The organism is Vreelandella massiliensis, assembly GCF_900155385.1.
In the GTDB taxonomy this organism is placed as follows: domain Bacteria; phylum Pseudomonadota; class Gammaproteobacteria; order Pseudomonadales; family Halomonadaceae; genus Vreelandella; species Vreelandella massiliensis.
Map to the genome: position 1 here is coordinate 1,012,923 of NZ_LT699745.1, position 16,528 is coordinate 1,029,450.

Here is a 16,528-nt window from a genome sequence, read left to right on the forward strand (position 1 = left end):
GTCAGCGGCCTAAATGCCGGGAATCAAGTTGGCTTTCTCCTCGCTAGGGAAGCGCGCCTCGCCGGTGAGGCGCCACTCGGCTTCGTCGCCGGCCTCAGGCTGTAGCTGCAAGTACCAGCGATACTGCAGCGGTTCTTCCAGGGTGCCGACATAGCGCCCATTGCGGACGTGATTGAGCGTTAACTCGCGATCAAAGTCGCTGTCGGTAGGAAAAATCAGCGCCAGGTGTAGCGTGTCTGGCTGGCGCTCGCCGGCCAAGTCAATCACCACGTCACCGGTGAGATTGTCGACCATCAGCGTCGCCGATAACCCCAAGTCGCTGGCATGCTCCTGTTTAGCTAACTGCTCGTTGATGCCCAAGCCGCGCTCATAGTAGTCCCCTGAAATCGACCCGTCGTAGTGGCGAATCGAAAAGAACAAAAAGAGCATGCTAAACGCGATGGAGGAAAACAGCAGCCCAAGTAAAAACCAGGGCCAGAACTGCTTATACCAAGGTGTCACCGAAGAGGATGACATAGTGCTATCTCCTAATATCGCCGATAAAGCGCGAATCGCGCTCTAAGCGAATGCTGTTGTCGAGTTCAGACTCAATGGTTAATACGATTTCATGGCTGGGTTGGGTAATCGAGTCAGCGTCAGCTGTCACGGTGATGGCCTCGGAGCGCGACTCGCCCGCCGGCACGCTAATAGTGTCTTGATCTAAGCGCAAGCCCTCAAGGCCAGAAGCACTGATACGGTAAGTGTGATCGCGGTTATCGAGGTTGCGCACCGTCAAGTTGTAAGCGTTGCTAATGCGGCCATCGCGGGTGACTTGGTAGAGCTGAGTACGCTCACGCTCGGCTTCGACATCAAGCGGCATACGATCGTTCACCGCCCAAGCGAAGGCGCCAATCATTATGATCAGTGCGGCAAAATAGCCCATTAAACGGGGGCGAAGAATATGCGTCGGTTTACCCTCCAGGGCATTTTCCGTGGTGTAGCGAATCAATCCGCGTGGATACCCCATTTTGTCCATCACGCTGTCGCAAGCGTCAATACAAGCGGCGCAGGTGATGCACTCATACTGCAGGCCATCGCGGATATCGATGCCGGTAGGGCAGACTTGTACGCAGAGGTCGCAATCGATGCAGTCGCCATGTCCGGCGGCGCGCGCCTCTTCATGGCTTAGGCTTCTTTTGCGCTTGCCGCGCGGCTCCCCACGATTGGCATCGTAGGAAACGATAAGAGTGTCGCGGTCGAACATCACCGACTGGAAGCGGGCGTAAGGGCACATGTAGATGCACACCTGTTCGCGCAGCCAGCCAGCATTCAGGTAAGTGAAGACAGTAAAAAAGCCGACCCAAAAATAGGACCAGCCGTTAGCTTGTAGAGCGGCCAGGTCGGGGAGCAGTTCTCGTATAGGCGTAAAGTAGCCAACAAAGGTGGCCCCTGTGGCGAATGCGATAAATAGCCACGCTGCGTGCTTTGCACTCTTGCGCGCGAGCTTCTCTTTTGTGAGGGGCTGTTTGTCGAGCTTGATACGCTTGTTGCGCGGGCCTTCGATACGGTGCTCAAGCCAGATAAACAGAAAGGTCCAGACGCTTTGTGGGCAGGTGTAGCCGCACCAGACACGCCCGGCGAACACGGTGATTAAAAAGAGGCCGAAGGCACAAATAATCAGTAGCCACGACAGCAGCACAAACTCCTGGGGATAAAACGTCGTGGTAAAGATATGGAACTCACGGCCGGGGAGGTCGAACCAGATCGCTGGTCTTCCGCCAATATTGATCCAAGGGAGCAGAAAAAAAGCGAGCATCAACGCCCAGTTGGCGCTGCGCCTTACCTTCTGAAAGAAGCCCTTAATTTCGCGCACGTAGATATGCTTACGCTCGGCGTACATATTTTGGGTGACGGCTTCACCTTGATGGGAAGACTGTTTTTTCGGCTTAGGCGTGACGTCTTTGCTGGGTATCTTTTCCATAGCGAAATCGCAGCTCAAGGAAGCGGGAAGGGGCTACAGTTTAACGGTTCGGCCGTCAAAAAAGGGTGCGGCCTGCGGCCGCACCCTTATCAGCGCTGCTTAGGCTAACGCTTAGTCATCAAAGCGTAAGCTGTAGACATACGCGGCGACAAGGTGAACGCGCTCTTCACCGATGTAAGCCGCCTGCGCCGGCATGTGGCCATTACGGCCGTTACGCAGTGTTTGGCGAATAGAGTCAGCCACCGTCTGGCCTGGCGCCAAGTAGAGCCAAGTATCGTTGGTCAAATCAGGCGCCCCCAACGACGTGTTGCCCGTGCCTTGTGGCGTATGACATGCCGCACACACGGACATAAAGGTGCTTTCACCCTGCTCGGCACGCGCTTCGTCATGCTCTAAATCGGAAAGAGCGAGAACGTATTGGGTGAGATTTTCGATGTTGTTTTCACCCAGCTGCTGCCAAGATGGCATTAAACCGTTACGGCCATTGTTGAGAGAAGTGAGGATGTTCTCCGGTTCGCCGCCGTACAACCAGTCGTCGTCGGTGAGGTTGGGGAAGCCGTAGCCGCCCTGAGCGTTAGAGCCGTGACAAACCGCACAGTTGTTCTGGTAGATACGCTCAGCGACTTGCATGGCCTCCTGGTTTTTGGCCAGCTCAGGAATGGGAACTTCCTGGTACTGGGCAAAGATAGGTGTAAAGCGCTCCTCGGCCCGCTCGACTTCCTCTTCCCACTGCGACTCTTGCGACCAACCCAGCACGCCGGCAAAGTTGCCAAGGCCAGGATAGAGAATCAAGTAGCCGATAGAAAAGATTACCGTGGCCACAAACAGTTGGAACCACCATTTGGGTAGCGGGTTGTCATACTCTTCAATTTCATCGGCAGCGTGGCCAGTGGTTTCTACATTGCCTTCGGCATCGGGCGTTTTATCGGTGCGACGGTTCGCGAATAAAAGCCAGGTGCTGATGGCAATGGTGCCGAGTGTGATAACAATGATCCAGGCACTCCAAAAGCTGGATAAGGAGTCGCCCCATAAATTATTCATGTGTTTTTATCTCCCCTGTCGTGGCGGGAATCTGCTTCATCTTGCGATGAAGCAGGCTTGTCACGGGACGGTTGCTCATCGTCATCGGCGAAGGGCAGGTTGGCTGCTTCATCGAAGTCCGGTTTGCGACGCTTCGAATAGGCCCACCAAGTGATCCCTAAGAAAGCGATAAGCAGTACCAGCGTAATGAGACCGCGAAAAGTTCCCGTATCCATAACTTAACGAGTGCCCTCGAGCACGGTTCCTAACTGCTGCAAATAAGCGATCAGGGCAGTAATTTCCTGGGTGCCGCGTACTTCAGCCGTTGCGTTGTCGATCTGCTCATCGGTGTAGGGTACGCCTAAGCTTTTTAGCGTGCGCATCTTAGCGGGCGTATCTTCACCGGTGAGGGTGTTCTCGAACAACCAAGGGTAAGCCGGCATGATCGACTCGGGGACGACATCGCGCGGGTTGTACATGTGCGCGCGGTGCCAGTCATCGCTGTAACGACCGCCGACACGGGCAAGGTCCGGGCCGGTGCGTTTGGAGCCCCACAGGAAGTTGTGCTCGTAGACTTGCTCGCCGGCTACGCTGTACGGCCCGTAGCGTTCGGTTTCCGCACGGAAGGGGCGAACCATCTGCGAGTGACAGCCAACGCAGCCTTCGCGACGATAAATGTCACGCCCTTCAAGCTCCAGCGCAGAGAGAGGCTTAAGCCCATCAACGGGTTCCGTGGTCTGCTTTTGGAAGAACAGCGGAACGATTTCGGCCAAGCCGCCAAAACTGATCACTACCAAGATCAATACGGCAAGCAGGCCAACGTTTTTTTCGACAATCTCGTGTTTCATTGGTCTCAGCTTCCCTGATTAAGCGGCTTGTGGTGCCGGCTGCTGGCTAACAGCTTCGCGGCGTTGCACAGTCTGATAGACGTTGTAGGCCATAATCAGCATGCCGGTGACCCAGAATAGTCCACCGATCAAGCGAACAAAGTACCCTGGTGCACTGGCTTCAACCGCTTCAACGAAGGTGTACATCAGTGTGCCGTCGGGGTTGATGGCGCGCCACATCAGGCCCTGGAGGATACCGTTGACCCACATGGAGGCGATGTACAGCACGGTGCCGATCGTGGCCAGCCAGAAGTGAACCGCAATCAGATTGACCGAGTGCATTTCCGTGCGGCCGAACAAGCGTGGAATCAGGTGATACATGGAGCCGATGGTGATCATGGCTACCCAGCCGAGTGCGCCAGAATGCACGTGACCAATCGTCCAGTCGGTGTAGTGCGACAGGGCGTTGACGGTTTTAATCGCCATCATGGGGCCTTCAAACGTCGACATACCGTAGAAGGAGAGGGCCACGACCAGGAAGCGTAGCGTCGGATCGGTGCGCAGCTTATGCCAAGCGCCGGAGAGCGTCATCATGCCGTTGATCATGCCGCCCCAGGAGGGAGCCAGCAGGATGATCGACATGATCATGCCCAGCGACTGTGCCCAGTTGGGTAGCGCGGTGTAGTGGAGGTGGTGCGGGCCGGCCCACATGTACACCATGATCAGCGCCCAGAAGTGGACGATAGAGAGGCGGTAGGAGTACACCGGGCGCTCTGCCTGCTTCGGCACGAAGTAGTACATCATGCCCAAAAAGCCTGCTGTGAGGAAGAAGCCCACCGCATTGTGGCCATACCACCACTGAACCATCGCGTCGATGGTGCCGGCGTAGATGGAGGTGGAGTACATCGCGGTGACCGGGATAGCGGCATTATTGACGATATGCAGCACGGCAACCGTGAGAATAAAGGCGGCAAAGAACCAGTTGGCAACGTAAATATGCGAGGTTTTGCGCTTCTTAATGGTCATCAAGAAGACCAACGCATACGTGACCCACACGACGGCGATCAAAATGTTGATCGGCCACTCCAGCTCGGCATATTCCTTGGTTGTGGTATAGCCCAGCGGAAGTGTGACCACCGCGGAGAGGATAACGGCTTGCCAGCCCCAGAACGTAAAGGCCGCGAGCTTGTCACCCCAAAGACGGGTCTGACAGGTACGCTGCACCACGTAGTACGAAGTGGCGAAAAGTGCCGAGCCGCCAAACGCGAAGATAACGGCGTTAGTGTGGAGAGGGCGTAAGCGCCCAAAGCTAGTCCAAGGCAAGTTCAGGTTGAGTTCCGGCCATACCAGCTGTGCGGCAAGGATGACACCCACGGTCATCCCGATGATGCCCCACACAACAGTCATGATCGCGAACTGCCGAACTACCTTGTAATTGTAGGTCGGGTGTTCAAGTGCTGTGCTCATTTCATGTTCCCATCGAACGCGGTTTAGGGGGTAACCCGAGCCAATTCTGCCCGGGTGCGGCCACCCGCTTGATGATGCAGGTCAAGATCCGGCTAGGATTCTAGCGCAGCCAACGCCTAAGCTGAACACACCAATTGGTTTAGCTCGTATCGCTGCGGGATCCCATGCGCCATTAGGCCTAGCAAGGTTACGCTGAAATTGAGCGTACTGCATTCCTTCGAGGCCCTCTTGAAGGGGGTAGTGCGGCGTTTTATGTCCAAGATCATGCTCCTACGCGCTTTCTCTCTTTAGTCATCAGATATTTACTACCCGCCATGCTCGCAACGCGCTTCCATGCGTCAATTTGTCACCATCCTGGTCGCCTGCGGTGCTCACGTACGCTGCCGGTCAAAGCGTTAAGCGCGGCACTAGCACCCGATATGTCAGCAAGTTTTCATTGACGCGCCGTGTCACTTGGGGCATTCTGCCGTCCGCGCTGAACGAGGCGGTCTGCGGTGGATGAGAAATCCACTCCTCGATAAGAAATAGGGTTGACTTATCGAACCGCTTAGGTAGAATGCAGCGCCACGTGACCAGCGGGTGGTTAGCTCAGTTGGGAGAGCACCAGCCTTACAAGCTGGGGGTCACTGGTTCGAACCCAGTACCACCCACCACATCAAGTGGCCCACTGATCGCGTAAGTCTCTGAAAAGAGACGTTAGAGAAAGATGCAGTAAAGCTGCAATGGCAGTTAGAGAAAACAAACGCCGTTGATGTATATGTGGACCGGTAGTTCAGTTGGTTAGAATGCCGGCCTGTCACGCCGGAGGTCGCGAGTTCGAGTCTCGTCCGGTCCGCCAACATCAGATGCGCATTGTTATTTCTCACCTTATCGTTACGTGGACCGGTAGTTCAGTTGGTTAGAATGCCGGCCTGTCACGCCGGAGGTCGCGAGTTCGAGTCTCGTCCGGTCCGCCACGATAATCTGCATACCCTGGGTGGTTAGCTCAGTTGGGAGAGCACCAGCCTTACAAGCTGGGGGTCACTGGTTCGAACCCAGTACCACCCACCACTTAAAAGCACACCGCTTGCTTTTAAGTCGCAACAAACGCTTTTCTGCGGACCGGTAGTTCAGTTGGTTAGAATGCCGGCCTGTCACGCCGGAGGTCGCGAGTTCGAGTCTCGTCCGGTCCGCCATTAAGCACTATCAGCCTTGCTGAAAAATTTCTAAAACCCCAGGCACTCGCCTGGGGTTTTGCGTTTGTAGTGCCTATGTTTGTAGTGCCTATGTTTGTAGTGCCTATATAGTCCCTTAGTCTTCATGCAAAAGCGGCCCGCAGGCCGCTTGTCTCAAGGGTAACCATCAAGGGATCAGCCGGTAATAGCGCTGACCGCCGCCTTGGCCACCTGGACATCCTGGTCGGGCTTGACGCCAGAAATGCCCACGGCGCCGATAACATAGCCATCCAGGGTGACGGGAACGCCGCCCGAGAGCAGGCCTTGCATCGGCGCGGAAACAAAGGCGGTGCGGCCGCCGTTGATCATCTCTTCAAACACCTGGGTCTCCTTACGCCCCATCGCGGCGCTGCGCGCTTTTTGCGTGGCAACTTCCGCAGTGAAGGGGGCCGCACCATCAAGACGACGCAGCGCCAGCAGATGGCCGCCGTCGTCGGTCACGGCAACGGTAATCGCCCAGCCCTCGCGCTCGGCTTCTTGTTGGGCGGCATCCAGCAGTTTGGTAACGTCGGCTTGGGCTAGGATAGCTTTGGTTTGCATGGTGATGTCCTCTTTTGGGGTTTCAGGGGCTTGGTTAATGTTCAGGGTTAATCGAGGTTGTTGATATCAGGTCAGCGACGCATCCACGACTTCGATCCAGTGGCGTACCGGCGTGCGGTTGGCGCCGGCCAGATGGGTCTGACAGCCGATATTGGCGGTCACGATCATTTCGGGATTGCCGGCTTCCAGCGCGTTGAGCTTGTTGTCGCGAAGCTCGGTGGCAAGCTCTGGCTGCGTGATGGAGTAGGTGCCTGCCGAGCCACAGCATAGGTGCGCATCCTGCACTGGCGTTAAGGCGAAGCCGAGCTGGGTGAGTACCCCTTCCACCGCGCCGTTGAGCTTCTGGGCGTGCTGTAGCGTGCATGGGCAGTGAAAGGCCAGGCGCTGGCTGGACTTGATCTGCAGCTCGTCGAGCGATTCGTCGCGCAGCACTTCGACCAAGTCTTTGGCCAGAGCGCTGATTTTTTCTGCCTTCTCGGCGTACTCAGGGTCGTCCTTGAGCATGTGGCCATACTCTTTGACGAAGGCGCCGCAGCCGCTCGCGGTCTGCACGATGGCTTCGGCGCCCTGTTCGACGTGGGGCCACCAAGCGTCAATGTTGGCACGAATGCGCTCGCGGCCCTCTTCCTGGGCGTTCAAGTGAAAATCAATCGCCCCGCAGCAGCCGGCTTCGGGCACCGGTGTCACGCTGATACCCAAGCGGTCAAGTACTCGGGCCGTCGCGGCGTTGGTGTTGGGCGAAAGCCCGGGCTGCACGCAGCCTTCCAGCATCAATACCTGGCGGGTATGACGCTTAGCGGCGGGGCGCTTGCCCGCGTCCACGGGGGCGGGCGGCATCTTGTCGCGGCACTTACCCGGCCCGAGCGGCTTAAACGTTTGGCCGAGCTTTAGCAGCGCGGCGAAGCGCTTCGGCTCCACCAGCATTTTGCGCAGCCCCTAGCCTCGCTCTTTTTAACACCTCGATGTGGTTTAGAAAAACGCGAACGAATGCTGACCCCGATTTCGGCGCGGCCAATATTGAGCAGCTTGTGGTACTCCACCCCCGAGGGGCAGGTGGTTTCGCAGTTCTGGCACGTCAGGCAGCGGTCGAGGTGCAGCCGCGTCTCTTCGGTGACCTGGTCATTGTCTTCGGCGCTTTCTAACAGCTCCTTCATCAAGTAGATGCGCCCGCGCGGGCCATCGCGCTCGTCGCCCAGCAGCTGATAAGTGGGGCAGGTGGCGTTGCAAAAGCCGCAGTGTACGCAGGTGCGTAGAATGCGCTCCGCTTCCTGAATATGCGGCTTCTGGCGGTCGGCGTCGGTAAAGTTCGTCTGCATGTCAGCTCTCCTCAGTAAAGCGCGCGGGATTAAAACGCCGCATAAAGACGACCGGGGTTGAAGATGCCGTGGGCATCAAGCTCCGCCTTCAGGTTGCGGTGGTACTTCTCCACCACCGGGTTGAGCGGGGTGAAGGGGTTGGCCGCGCCGCCGTAGGCCGCGGGCGTATAGCAGGTGGCATGACCGCCTGCCTGTTGGCACGCCTGGCGCAGTGTCTCGGCGTCGAGCGAGGTTTTGACAAAGCGTTGGCTGCCGGCCCAATCGTAGAAGATATCGCTTTCGGGGATATCCAGCGCTAGCGGCGCGGTGTTGGGGGGCAGCGACAGCCGCCATAGTGCCTTGTCGTTATTCTGGGTAAAGAAGGCGTGCTCCAAGTCGCGCAGCTCCTGCCAGAAGTCCGCGTCGAGCGCTTCACCACCCAGCCGGTCGCGGGTTGCGTTGACCGAGCTTTTGCCGCCTTCCAGGCGCAGGAATAACTCGCCATCGTGCCAGGCGGCGGCGGTAATCGGCAGCGGCTGGCGGCCGAGTTCCGCGAGTTTTTTAAGCGCATCGTTCAAGGGCAGCGAAAGCTTCAGACTGTGGCTCGCGGTGGGCTTGGGCAGCACCTTAAAGGAGATATCCGCCAGCACGCCAAGCGTGCCCTGAGCGCCAGCCATCAAGCGCGACATATCGTAGCCGGCGACGTTTTTCATCACCTCGCCGCCAAAGCGCAAGAGCTTGCCTTCTTGGGTGATCACGTGGGAGCCGAGAACGAAATCGCGCACGGCGCCGGCCCAGGGGCGCCTAGGGCCGGAGAGGCCGGTGGCCACGGCGCCGCCGATGGTGCTGGCTTCGCCAAAGCGCGGCGGCTCAAAAGCGAGCATCTGATGATGCTCGGCGAGCGCGGCGTCTAGCGCGTTGATGGGGGTGCCGGCGCGCACGGTCACCACCAACTCCACCGGGTCGTAGTGCACGATGCCGCGATGCTCGGCGATGTGCAGAGGCTCTCCCTCCACGGGGCGGCCGTAGAAAGCGCGGGTGTTGCCCCCGACGATGCGCAGCGGCGCGCGCTCGGCGTGCGCCTTTTTTACCTGCTCGCACAGCGTCTCGGCGATGTCGCGATCAGCGGTTTCAGTCACGGTGTTAGTCATACTCTTTCCTACGGCCAGTCAGAAGCGGGGCAGTTCCGGGTGCGGAAGCTCATTATTATGGACGTGCATGGCACCAAATTCGGCGCAGCGGGCAAGCGTGGGGATATTCTTGCCGGGGTTCAGCAGGCGATCCGGGTCAAACGCCGCCTTCAGCGCGTGGAACACGGTGAGTTCATCGGGTTGGAACTGGCTGCACATCTGATTGATCTTCTCGCGGCCAACGCCGTGTTCGCCGGTGATAGAACCGCCGGCGGCCACGCAGAGTTCCAGGATCTTGCCGCCGACGTCCTCCGCGAGCGCCAGTTCGCCTTCGCGGTTGGCGTCAAACAGAATCAGCGGGTGCATGTTGCCATCGCCGGCGTGGAAGACGTTGGCCACCGGCAGGCCGCTCTCCTCCGATAGCGCGGCGATGCCTTTGAGCACGCGGGGCAGCTCGCGGCGCGGAATCGTGCCGTCCATGCAGTAGTAGTCTGGCGACATGCGGCCCACCGCGGGGAAGGCATTCTTACGCCCGGCCCAGAACTTGGCACGCTCGGCCTCGTCGCGGGCCTGCTGAATATCGGTCGCGCCGGCTTTTTCCAATACCGCGCGAACGGTGTCGCAGTCGTCGTCGACGTCGGCTTCAACGCCGTCAAGCTCGCAGAGTAGAATCGCCTCGGCTTCGACCGGGTAGCCCGCCTTGACGAAGTCCTCAGCCGCTTTGATCGCGAGCTTGTCCATCATTTCCAGCCCGCCGGGAATAATGCCCGCGGCGATGATGTCGCCCACGGCGCGGCCGGCTTTCTCGACGTCGTCAAAGCTTGCCATCAGCACCTTGGCGGTTTCCGGCTTGGGCAGCAGCTTCACCGTGATCTCGGTGACCACGCCGAGCATGCCTTCCGAGCCGTTCATCAGCGCCAGTAGATCGAACCCCGGGGCGTCGAGTGCTTCTGAACCCAGCGTCATGGTCTCGCCTTCGATGGTGACGATATCCACACGCATGACGTTATGCACGGTAAGGCCGTACTTCAAACAGTGGACGCCGCCGGCGTTTTCCGCCACGTTGCCGCCGATCGAGCAGGCGATTTGCGAGGAGGGATCCGGCGCGTAGTAGAGCCCGTAAGGGGCGGCGGCCTCGGAGATCGCCAGGTTGCGCACACCGGGTTGAACGCGCGCCACGCGGGCGTCCGGGTCGACGCTTAAAATCTGCTTGAAACGGGACATCACCAGCAGCACACCGCGTTCAAGCGGCAGCGCGCCACCGGAAAGGCCCGTGCCGGCACCTCGGGTCACCACCGGCACGCCGAGGGCATGGCAGCGTTTGAGCAGTGTTTTTACCTCGTCGAGGGTTTCCGGTAGCGCGACCAGCATAGGCAGAATGCGGTAGGCGGCAAGGCCATCGCACTCGAACGGGTGCAGGTCCTCTTCGCGATGCAAAAGCGTCAGTGGCGGTGCCGCCTCTTGCAGATCGCGTAAGACGTCGGCTTTTTCAAACGCTTGCAACTCGCCGTCAAGGCGCTCGTCGTAAAGAATGTTCATAAAAGCTCCCGAGGAGGTAAAGGGCAAAAAAACGCCACTGCGATAGATTCTATGGAAAACGTTTTCATAAATCTATTCTCACGCTGTAAAAGCCGTTTTTTCACCCGAGTGATGTGCCATGGCTGCCTATAACATAGCTGTTTTTTGACACTGCTGTTTTTGGCACTGCTTTTTTGCGACATGGCCACTTGTAAATAGCTACTTTTAAATAACTACTTGTAATAAGCCGTGCGTGGCATCTTGCCGATGCCCGGGTTAAAGCGGTTGGTGGGGTCCAGTGAGCGATAAAACGCCGCCAGGTCTTGCTTCGCCGGATACAGATGGCCGACATTGTGCTCGGCGGGGTACTCCGCGCCGCGCTGATCGAGAATGTTCAGCATCGCCTTCTTCAGTGCAGCGACATCGGCACCGCGGCGGAAGATGTAGTCCTGATGGAAGACGTGGCAGAAAAAGTGGCCGTAGTAGAGCCGGTGCACAATATCCTTCGCCACGCTTTCCGGTAACTGCTCAAACCATTCGGGATCGTTGCGGGCCAGGGCGATATCCAGCGCCAGAATATCCTCCACCTCCTTGTGGTGAATGGTGCGGTAGCGCACCGCCGCGCCAGCCGCGGCAAAGCGGTGCAGCATGGCGCGTTCGGCCTCATCCGCGGTGCAGCGAAACCAGGCGTCGTGGTCGAAGCACGCATCCAAAAAGCGCTCGGTCTCCTCGACCATGTCGCCATTGACGCGAATGATCAGATGATGCTCATAGGCATCGCGCCACGCATGCAGTCGCTTGGGCAGCGGCGAGGGGAGGAGTCGCGAACATGCCTGCAGCACGTGATCGGTGATCGGGGCTGGCAGCAGCGGCAGCTTGCGAAAGGCCGCGTCAATGCGGTTTTTGAGCCGGAACGCCGCCGGCAGCCGCTGCGTACCCAGCCATTTGATCAGCAGGAAACTGTCCTTGCCGTAGCGTTTGGCGACGTCGAACAGATCGCGATGGAGATACTCCGTGGTAATCGGTAACCGCGTGGCCTCGCTGAGGAAGCGAAAGCGAAAATCCGCGAGCGCTTGGGTGTCATTGGTACCGACGTAATAGGTGGTGACATCCTGCTCCTGTTCGAAGGTGTCCAGGCGAACGGCAAAGACCACCACCTTGCCGGCACTGCCGGACGCGCCAGACAGCAGGCGTGGGTCGTTGTTGTAACGCGCGGGGCTCGACTTATCCACCCCGCGAATGATGTTGTGATAATCATCATCGGAGGCCTTGCCGGCATCATGGTGCACGCTATCGGCGGGGAAGTGACCCTTTTCCACGCGCGGCAATATCTCTTCGGGCGTCTCGCCCAGATCGATGCCCAGCTCGTTAATGAGTTCGAGTTCATCGTTTTCATTGATGCGGGCGTAGAGGGCAAGTTCGGTATACGCCGGCCCACGTCGGCACAGCGCGCCACCGGAGTTGTTGCACACACCGCCGATCACGGTGGCGCCGATCGAGGTCGAGCCGATGACCGAGTGCGGCTCGCGGCCGATGGGCGCGAGCTCCTGGCTGAGCTCGAAAAGGGTGGCACCGGGGAGGGCGACGACCTGGCGGCCTTCATCCAGCAAGTGCAGGCCTTTTAAGCGCATGGTGCTCAAAATGACGGCCGGGCGCGAATACTCGTCTTTGGGCGTCGAGCCCTCGGTCAAACCGGTGTTGGCCGCTTGCGCAATCATGATGGCGTCGTGCTGATGACACGCTTTAAGCGTCTGCCATAGCGCCAGCAACGTCTCGGGATAAACCACCGCGGCGGCCTCGCCGGATCCGGAGCGATACCCGATTTCGTGAGGCCGTTTGGCGACCGTATCGGTGACGACATTGTTCGGTCCTACCGCAGTAGAGAGCGCATCAATGAGGGAAGAAGAGGGCATAGCAAGCTCCTGGGTCTACCGGTCAACGCTGTATCGCAAGGGTCGTCGAGTGGGCAGAAGAAGTTGTTGAACGAAGGAAGTATGGCAAGGAATGCCGGATGAGGCGAAGAGCAGCACCCAAGGCGGTAAAGCAGGAAAGTGTCGAAAGCGATGGGTCGGCGATATGGGTGCCATTGCGCGAGTACCTGTCGCAGCATGCCTTCGGTACGGTAACGACTTTCGCCGGGATTGCCCCGGCGAAAGGGTTCGATAGGCGAGGTTTATCCGCCCAGCGCGGCGACAAGCGGATCGCTAATGCCGATGACATAGAAGCCAATCAGTGCGATCAAGCCGGCTGCGACAAGGTAGTAGATGGTCGGCAGGATCGTTTTGCGAATAGTGGTGCCTTCGCGGCCCAGCAGGCCAACCGTTGCTGACGCGGCCACCACGTTGTGAATGGCGATCATGTTACCGGCAGCCGCACCCACGGCTTGCAGCGCCACCATAAAGGCGGTGGAGACACCGAGCTGATTGGCGACGTTGAACTGGAAGTCCGACAGCATTAGGTTGGAGACGGTGTTCGAGCCGGCGATAAAGGCCCCTAGGGCACCCACCATCGGCGCGAAGAACGGGTAGACACCGCCGACGCCTTCAGCCACGAATCGCGCCATTGCCACTGGCATGGAGACAAGGTCCGAGCCGTTAACGCCGGAGTTGATCAAGATACGCACCATCGGAATGGTGAAGATCAATACAAAGCCGGCGCCTAAAATGGTTTTTGACGAGTCGCTGAACGCCGCTTTGAGTTCGCCAAGTTTCATGCGGTGGAGTAACGCGGTCACCAATACCACGGCCAGCAGGATGCCGCCCGGTAGGTAAAGCGGCTGAATGCTACCGCCAATGCCTTCACCGAGGATGTCACTCCAGCCAAACGCAAACGAGGTGAGGGCGTTTTTCAGCGGTTCGATCACGCGCGAGGCGACCAAGAAAACCGCGAGCAGTACATACGGCAGCCAGCCCATGAAGGTGGAGATCGGCGCTTTACCGGCGATATCGTCCATCTTGATTTCGAGCTTGCCGATCCACTCATCCGGCCAAGACGTCGACTCGGGGAAGTCCCAGGTATCTTTGGGGATCAAGAAGCCACGACGCGCGGCTGGCACGACAATAGCGAGGCCGACCATGGCGCCGATCATCGACGGGAATTCCGGCCCTAGCAGCACGCCCGCCAGCATGTAAGGCACGACGAAGGCCACACCGGCGAACAGGGCGAAGGGCGTGATCGAAAGGCCTTCTTTCCAGGAGCGGTTAGCGCCAAAGAAGCGCACCATGATGACGACCATGATCAGCGGCATCAACACGCCCACAAGGCCGTGGATCACCGCCACTTCACCGGCGACCAGGCGGAAATACTCCATCCAGGTGTAACCGCCGGCTTCCAGCGCCTCGGTAATGCCGTTGCGGTCCAGGCCGCCAGTGACACCCACGACAATCGGCGTGCCGACCGCACCAAAGGAGACCGGGGTGGACTGAATCATCATGCCCACGACCACCGCCGCCAGCGCCGGGAAGCCCAGTGCCACCATTAGCGGTGCGGCGACAGCCGCCGGGGTGCCAAAGCCCGAAGCCCCTTCGATAAAGCAGCCAAACAGCCAGGCGACGATAATCGCTTGCACGCGACGGTCAGGGCTGATGCCCGAAAAGCCTTTACGGATAGCCGTAATGCCGCCGGAGTGCTTAAGCGTATTCAGCAGTAAAATGGCCCCGAAGATAATCCACAAAATGGAAACCGTCAGGATGAGCCCTTGGAACGTTGACGCCAAAACACGCGAAAACGTCATGTCCCAAGCGAGCAGGCCGATCAGCGCTGTGACCACAAAAACAATCGGCATGGCCGTTTTAGCCGCCATCCGAAAGCCGATCAACAGCACGCCTGCCAGTACCAGCGGCACGAAAGCAAGAAGTGCAAGTGTTGTTTCATTCATGGGAGGAACTTCCCCTGGTGATTGATGATGTGCTCCAGAAAGACCTTTGGCCGCCAAGGCGGCACGAATGTCGCAGCGAAAGATACGGAGTCGTTGTGGGATTGACCACTGTTGGAAAATTGGTCTTACCAAAACATAGGCAGAAAAAATCGCGGCGTCTGCAAGTGAAACTGCGCTAATAAATTGTTTCTTAAAAGTATTCGGTCAGTCACGGAAAATGATAGTGAGCGAACCCGTTAGACTAATAGATAAGCTTGGGTCATCGCGCTACACAGCGAGCGGGCCAAGGTATACGCGGCACTTGCTAACCCTGCCAACTGCGGCCATGGTAATGCCGTCACTGACAAGAGCGATAAGGATACCGTGATGACCCGTACTCTCTACGATTTGTATGGCCGCGACGAGCGGTTGCGTTTTTCCCCTTACTGCTGGCGCGTACGTATGGCGCTGGCGCACAAGGGCCTGGATGTCACGCTGAAGCCCTGGCGTTTCAGCCAAAAAGAGGCGCTCGCCTTTGCCCATCACGACCAAGTGCCGGTGCTGTGCGACGGCGATAAGGTGGTGACCGACAGTTTCGCGATCATGCGTTACCTGGATGACGCCTATCCCGAAGTGCCGGTTTTGGGTGAGGGCGTGAGCTATCAACGGGCGCTATTTTTTAAGCATTTTGTCGAGCGTAGTGTCGCGCCTTCGCTATTTCGCATCGTGGTGCTGGATTTGCTCGCCGCGATTCATCCCGGTGATCGCGACTATTTTCGTGAAACCCGTGAAGCCCGCTTTGGCTGCACGCTGGAGGAGTTTCATCAGCCCGAACAGGGGCGCGAGGCGCTGCAGAAAACCTTGGCTCCGGTGCGCGGTGTGCTGCGCGAAACGCCTTTTCTTGATGGCGAGACACCCAGCGGCGCCGATTACCTGCTATTTGGCAGCATGATGTGGGCGTACTGCGTCTCCAAAGAGACCCTGGTGCCGCCAGACGATGAGGTCGCGCACTGGTTTGAGCGCATGTTGGCGCAGCACAATGGGCTCGCTGCGAACGCTTTCACCGTGCGGGACTTGCCGGCAGAGTAAGCGATGAGAAAAATCATGTTGCACTGCACAATAAGCCCTGCTAGCTTTCGGGTGAATAGAGGTCAGTGCCGTTGAAAGCGGCTAAGGCCTCTTAATACCGTTAGCAGCCGCTGCTGCTAACGTCATTAACTTGGCCCGACTGCAAAAGCAGGAGAAATATCATGACAAAAGCCGCTGAAAAGACGTCCCAAGAGCTCAATACCATATTTGTTAACCCCATGCGCAGCTATGCCACCGCCGCGCTTGATTACTACGATCAGGTAGTGGGCGCGCAGATCGATGCTGCACGTGCGTACTCCGATATGTCGGTAGCACAGATGCGCACCTGGCTGGATGTCAATGACGCCGACAGCTTGAAAAAAGCGGTGGATCGCCAGCAAAAAACTGCCAGCGACATGCTTGAGCGCTTTAAAGGCGATGCAGAAAAACTCACCACCCTGGGGCAAACGTTCATGCAGGAGAGCCAAAAAATGGCCGAGCAGAACATGCAAAACGCCACCGACGCGACACAGAAAGCCGCTAACGAAGTGACGCAAAAAATTGTCAAACAGTAAGCGACTTCGCGAGTCCCTTGACGCCACGGCAACCGCCGTGGCGTTGTTGTTTCAGGCG

Annotated in this window: 13 protein-coding genes, 5 tRNA genes and 1 pseudogene; 7 read left to right on the forward strand and 12 right to left on the reverse strand. The window is 58.2% G+C overall.

The features are described 5' to 3' along the window. Nucleotides 1-9: 9 nt before the first annotated feature. The 6 genes from BQ9846_RS09370 to ccoN all read right to left on the reverse strand — a co-directional run bounded on the left by BQ9846_RS09370 (nt 10) and on the right by ccoN (nt 5,274). A complete protein-coding gene (locus BQ9846_RS09370; RefSeq protein ID WP_075880720.1) occupies nt 10-516 on the reverse strand; it encodes a FixH family protein in 507 nt (168 codons plus the stop codon). 4 nt (nt 517-520) lie between these two features. Then, nucleotides 521-1,960 carry a cytochrome c oxidase accessory protein CcoG gene (gene ccoG / locus BQ9846_RS09375; protein ID WP_075880721.1) on the reverse strand — a complete coding sequence of 480 codons (1,440 nt, stop codon included), beginning with the start codon at nt 1,958-1,960 and terminating at the stop codon, nt 521-523. A gap of 111 nt (nt 1,961-2,071) precedes the next feature. Beyond that, on the reverse strand, nt 2,072-3,001 hold the full coding sequence (gene ccoP, locus BQ9846_RS09380) for a cytochrome-c oxidase, cbb3-type subunit III (RefSeq protein ID WP_075880722.1): 930 nt from the start codon (nt 2,999-3,001) through the stop codon (nt 2,072-2,074). Continuing rightward, entirely contained in the window at nt 2,998-3,216 is a 219-nt protein-coding gene (locus BQ9846_RS09385) for a cbb3-type cytochrome oxidase subunit 3 (RefSeq protein ID WP_075880723.1), read from the reverse strand. The genes ccoP and BQ9846_RS09385 overlap by 4 nt, the downstream gene beginning before the upstream one ends. A 3-nt stretch (nt 3,217-3,219) precedes the next feature. Continuing rightward, nucleotides 3,220-3,828: a cytochrome-c oxidase, cbb3-type subunit II gene (ccoO, locus tag BQ9846_RS09390; protein ID WP_075880724.1), complete on the reverse strand. Its 609-nt coding sequence runs from the start codon at nt 3,826-3,828 to the stop codon at nt 3,220-3,222. 18 nt (nt 3,829-3,846) lie between these two features. Continuing rightward, nucleotides 3,847-5,274: a cytochrome-c oxidase, cbb3-type subunit I gene (ccoN, locus tag BQ9846_RS09395; RefSeq protein WP_075880725.1), complete on the reverse strand. Its 1,428-nt coding sequence runs from the start codon at nt 5,272-5,274 to the stop codon at nt 3,847-3,849. 577 nt (nt 5,275-5,851) lie between these two features. On the opposite strand from ccoN, the gene BQ9846_RS09400 reads away from it, so the two are divergent. The 5 genes from BQ9846_RS09400 to BQ9846_RS09420 all read left to right on the forward strand — a co-directional run bounded on the left by BQ9846_RS09400 (nt 5,852) and on the right by BQ9846_RS09420 (nt 6,449). Beyond that, nucleotides 5,852-5,927 (forward strand) — tRNA-Val (locus tag BQ9846_RS09400). Between the two features lie 108 nt (nt 5,928-6,035). Further along, nucleotides 6,036-6,112 (forward strand) — tRNA-Asp (locus BQ9846_RS09405). 41 nt (nt 6,113-6,153) lie between these two features. Next, nucleotides 6,154-6,230 (forward strand) — tRNA-Asp (locus BQ9846_RS09410). 18 nt (nt 6,231-6,248) lie between these two features. Then, a tRNA-Val gene (locus BQ9846_RS09415) sits at nt 6,249-6,324 on the forward strand. Nucleotides 6,325-6,372: 48 nt separating this feature from the next. Beyond that, nucleotides 6,373-6,449, forward strand: a tRNA-Asp gene (locus BQ9846_RS09420). A gap of 174 nt (nt 6,450-6,623) precedes the next feature. Here the strand turns inward: BQ9846_RS09420 and BQ9846_RS09425 are convergent. The 6 genes and pseudogenes from BQ9846_RS09425 to BQ9846_RS09450 all read right to left on the reverse strand — a co-directional run bounded on the left by BQ9846_RS09425 (nt 6,624) and on the right by BQ9846_RS09450 (nt 14,848). Continuing rightward, on the reverse strand, nt 6,624-7,028 hold the full coding sequence (locus BQ9846_RS09425) for a GlcG/HbpS family heme-binding protein (RefSeq protein ID WP_075880726.1): 405 nt from the start codon (nt 7,026-7,028) through the stop codon (nt 6,624-6,626). Between the two features lie 66 nt (nt 7,029-7,094). After that, nucleotides 7,095-8,344 (reverse strand): annotated as a pseudogene (gene glcF / locus BQ9846_RS09430) (glycolate oxidase subunit GlcF). Between the two features lie 29 nt (nt 8,345-8,373). Next, complete coding sequence (gene glcE / locus BQ9846_RS09435) at nt 8,374-9,474, reverse strand: glycolate oxidase subunit GlcE (RefSeq protein ID WP_075880727.1); 1,101 nt, start codon at nt 9,472-9,474, stop codon at nt 8,374-8,376. 18 nt (nt 9,475-9,492) lie between these two features. Continuing rightward, nucleotides 9,493-10,992 (reverse strand): glycolate oxidase subunit GlcD, encoded by a 1,500-nt coding sequence (gene glcD, locus BQ9846_RS09440; RefSeq protein ID WP_075880728.1) that lies wholly within the window; start codon nt 10,990-10,992, stop codon nt 9,493-9,495. Nucleotides 10,993-11,204: 212 nt separating this feature from the next. Further along, nucleotides 11,205-12,884 carry a D-lactate dehydrogenase gene (gene dld, locus BQ9846_RS09445; protein WP_075880729.1) on the reverse strand — a complete coding sequence of 560 codons (1,680 nt, stop codon included), beginning with the start codon at nt 12,882-12,884 and terminating at the stop codon, nt 11,205-11,207. Between the two features lie 260 nt (nt 12,885-13,144). Continuing rightward, entirely contained in the window at nt 13,145-14,848 is a 1,704-nt protein-coding gene (locus BQ9846_RS09450) for an L-lactate permease (protein ID WP_075880730.1), read from the reverse strand. Between the two features lie 366 nt (nt 14,849-15,214). Here BQ9846_RS09450 and BQ9846_RS09455 point away from each other — a divergent pair, with 366 nt between their 5' ends. Beyond that, entirely contained in the window at nt 15,215-15,916 is a 702-nt protein-coding gene (locus BQ9846_RS09455; RefSeq protein ID WP_075880731.1) for a glutathione S-transferase family protein, read from the forward strand. A gap of 161 nt (nt 15,917-16,077) precedes the next feature. Beyond that, nucleotides 16,078-16,470 (forward strand): phasin family protein, encoded by a 393-nt coding sequence (locus BQ9846_RS09460; protein ID WP_075880732.1) that lies wholly within the window; start codon nt 16,078-16,080, stop codon nt 16,468-16,470. Nucleotides 16,471-16,528: the final 58 nt, after the last annotated feature.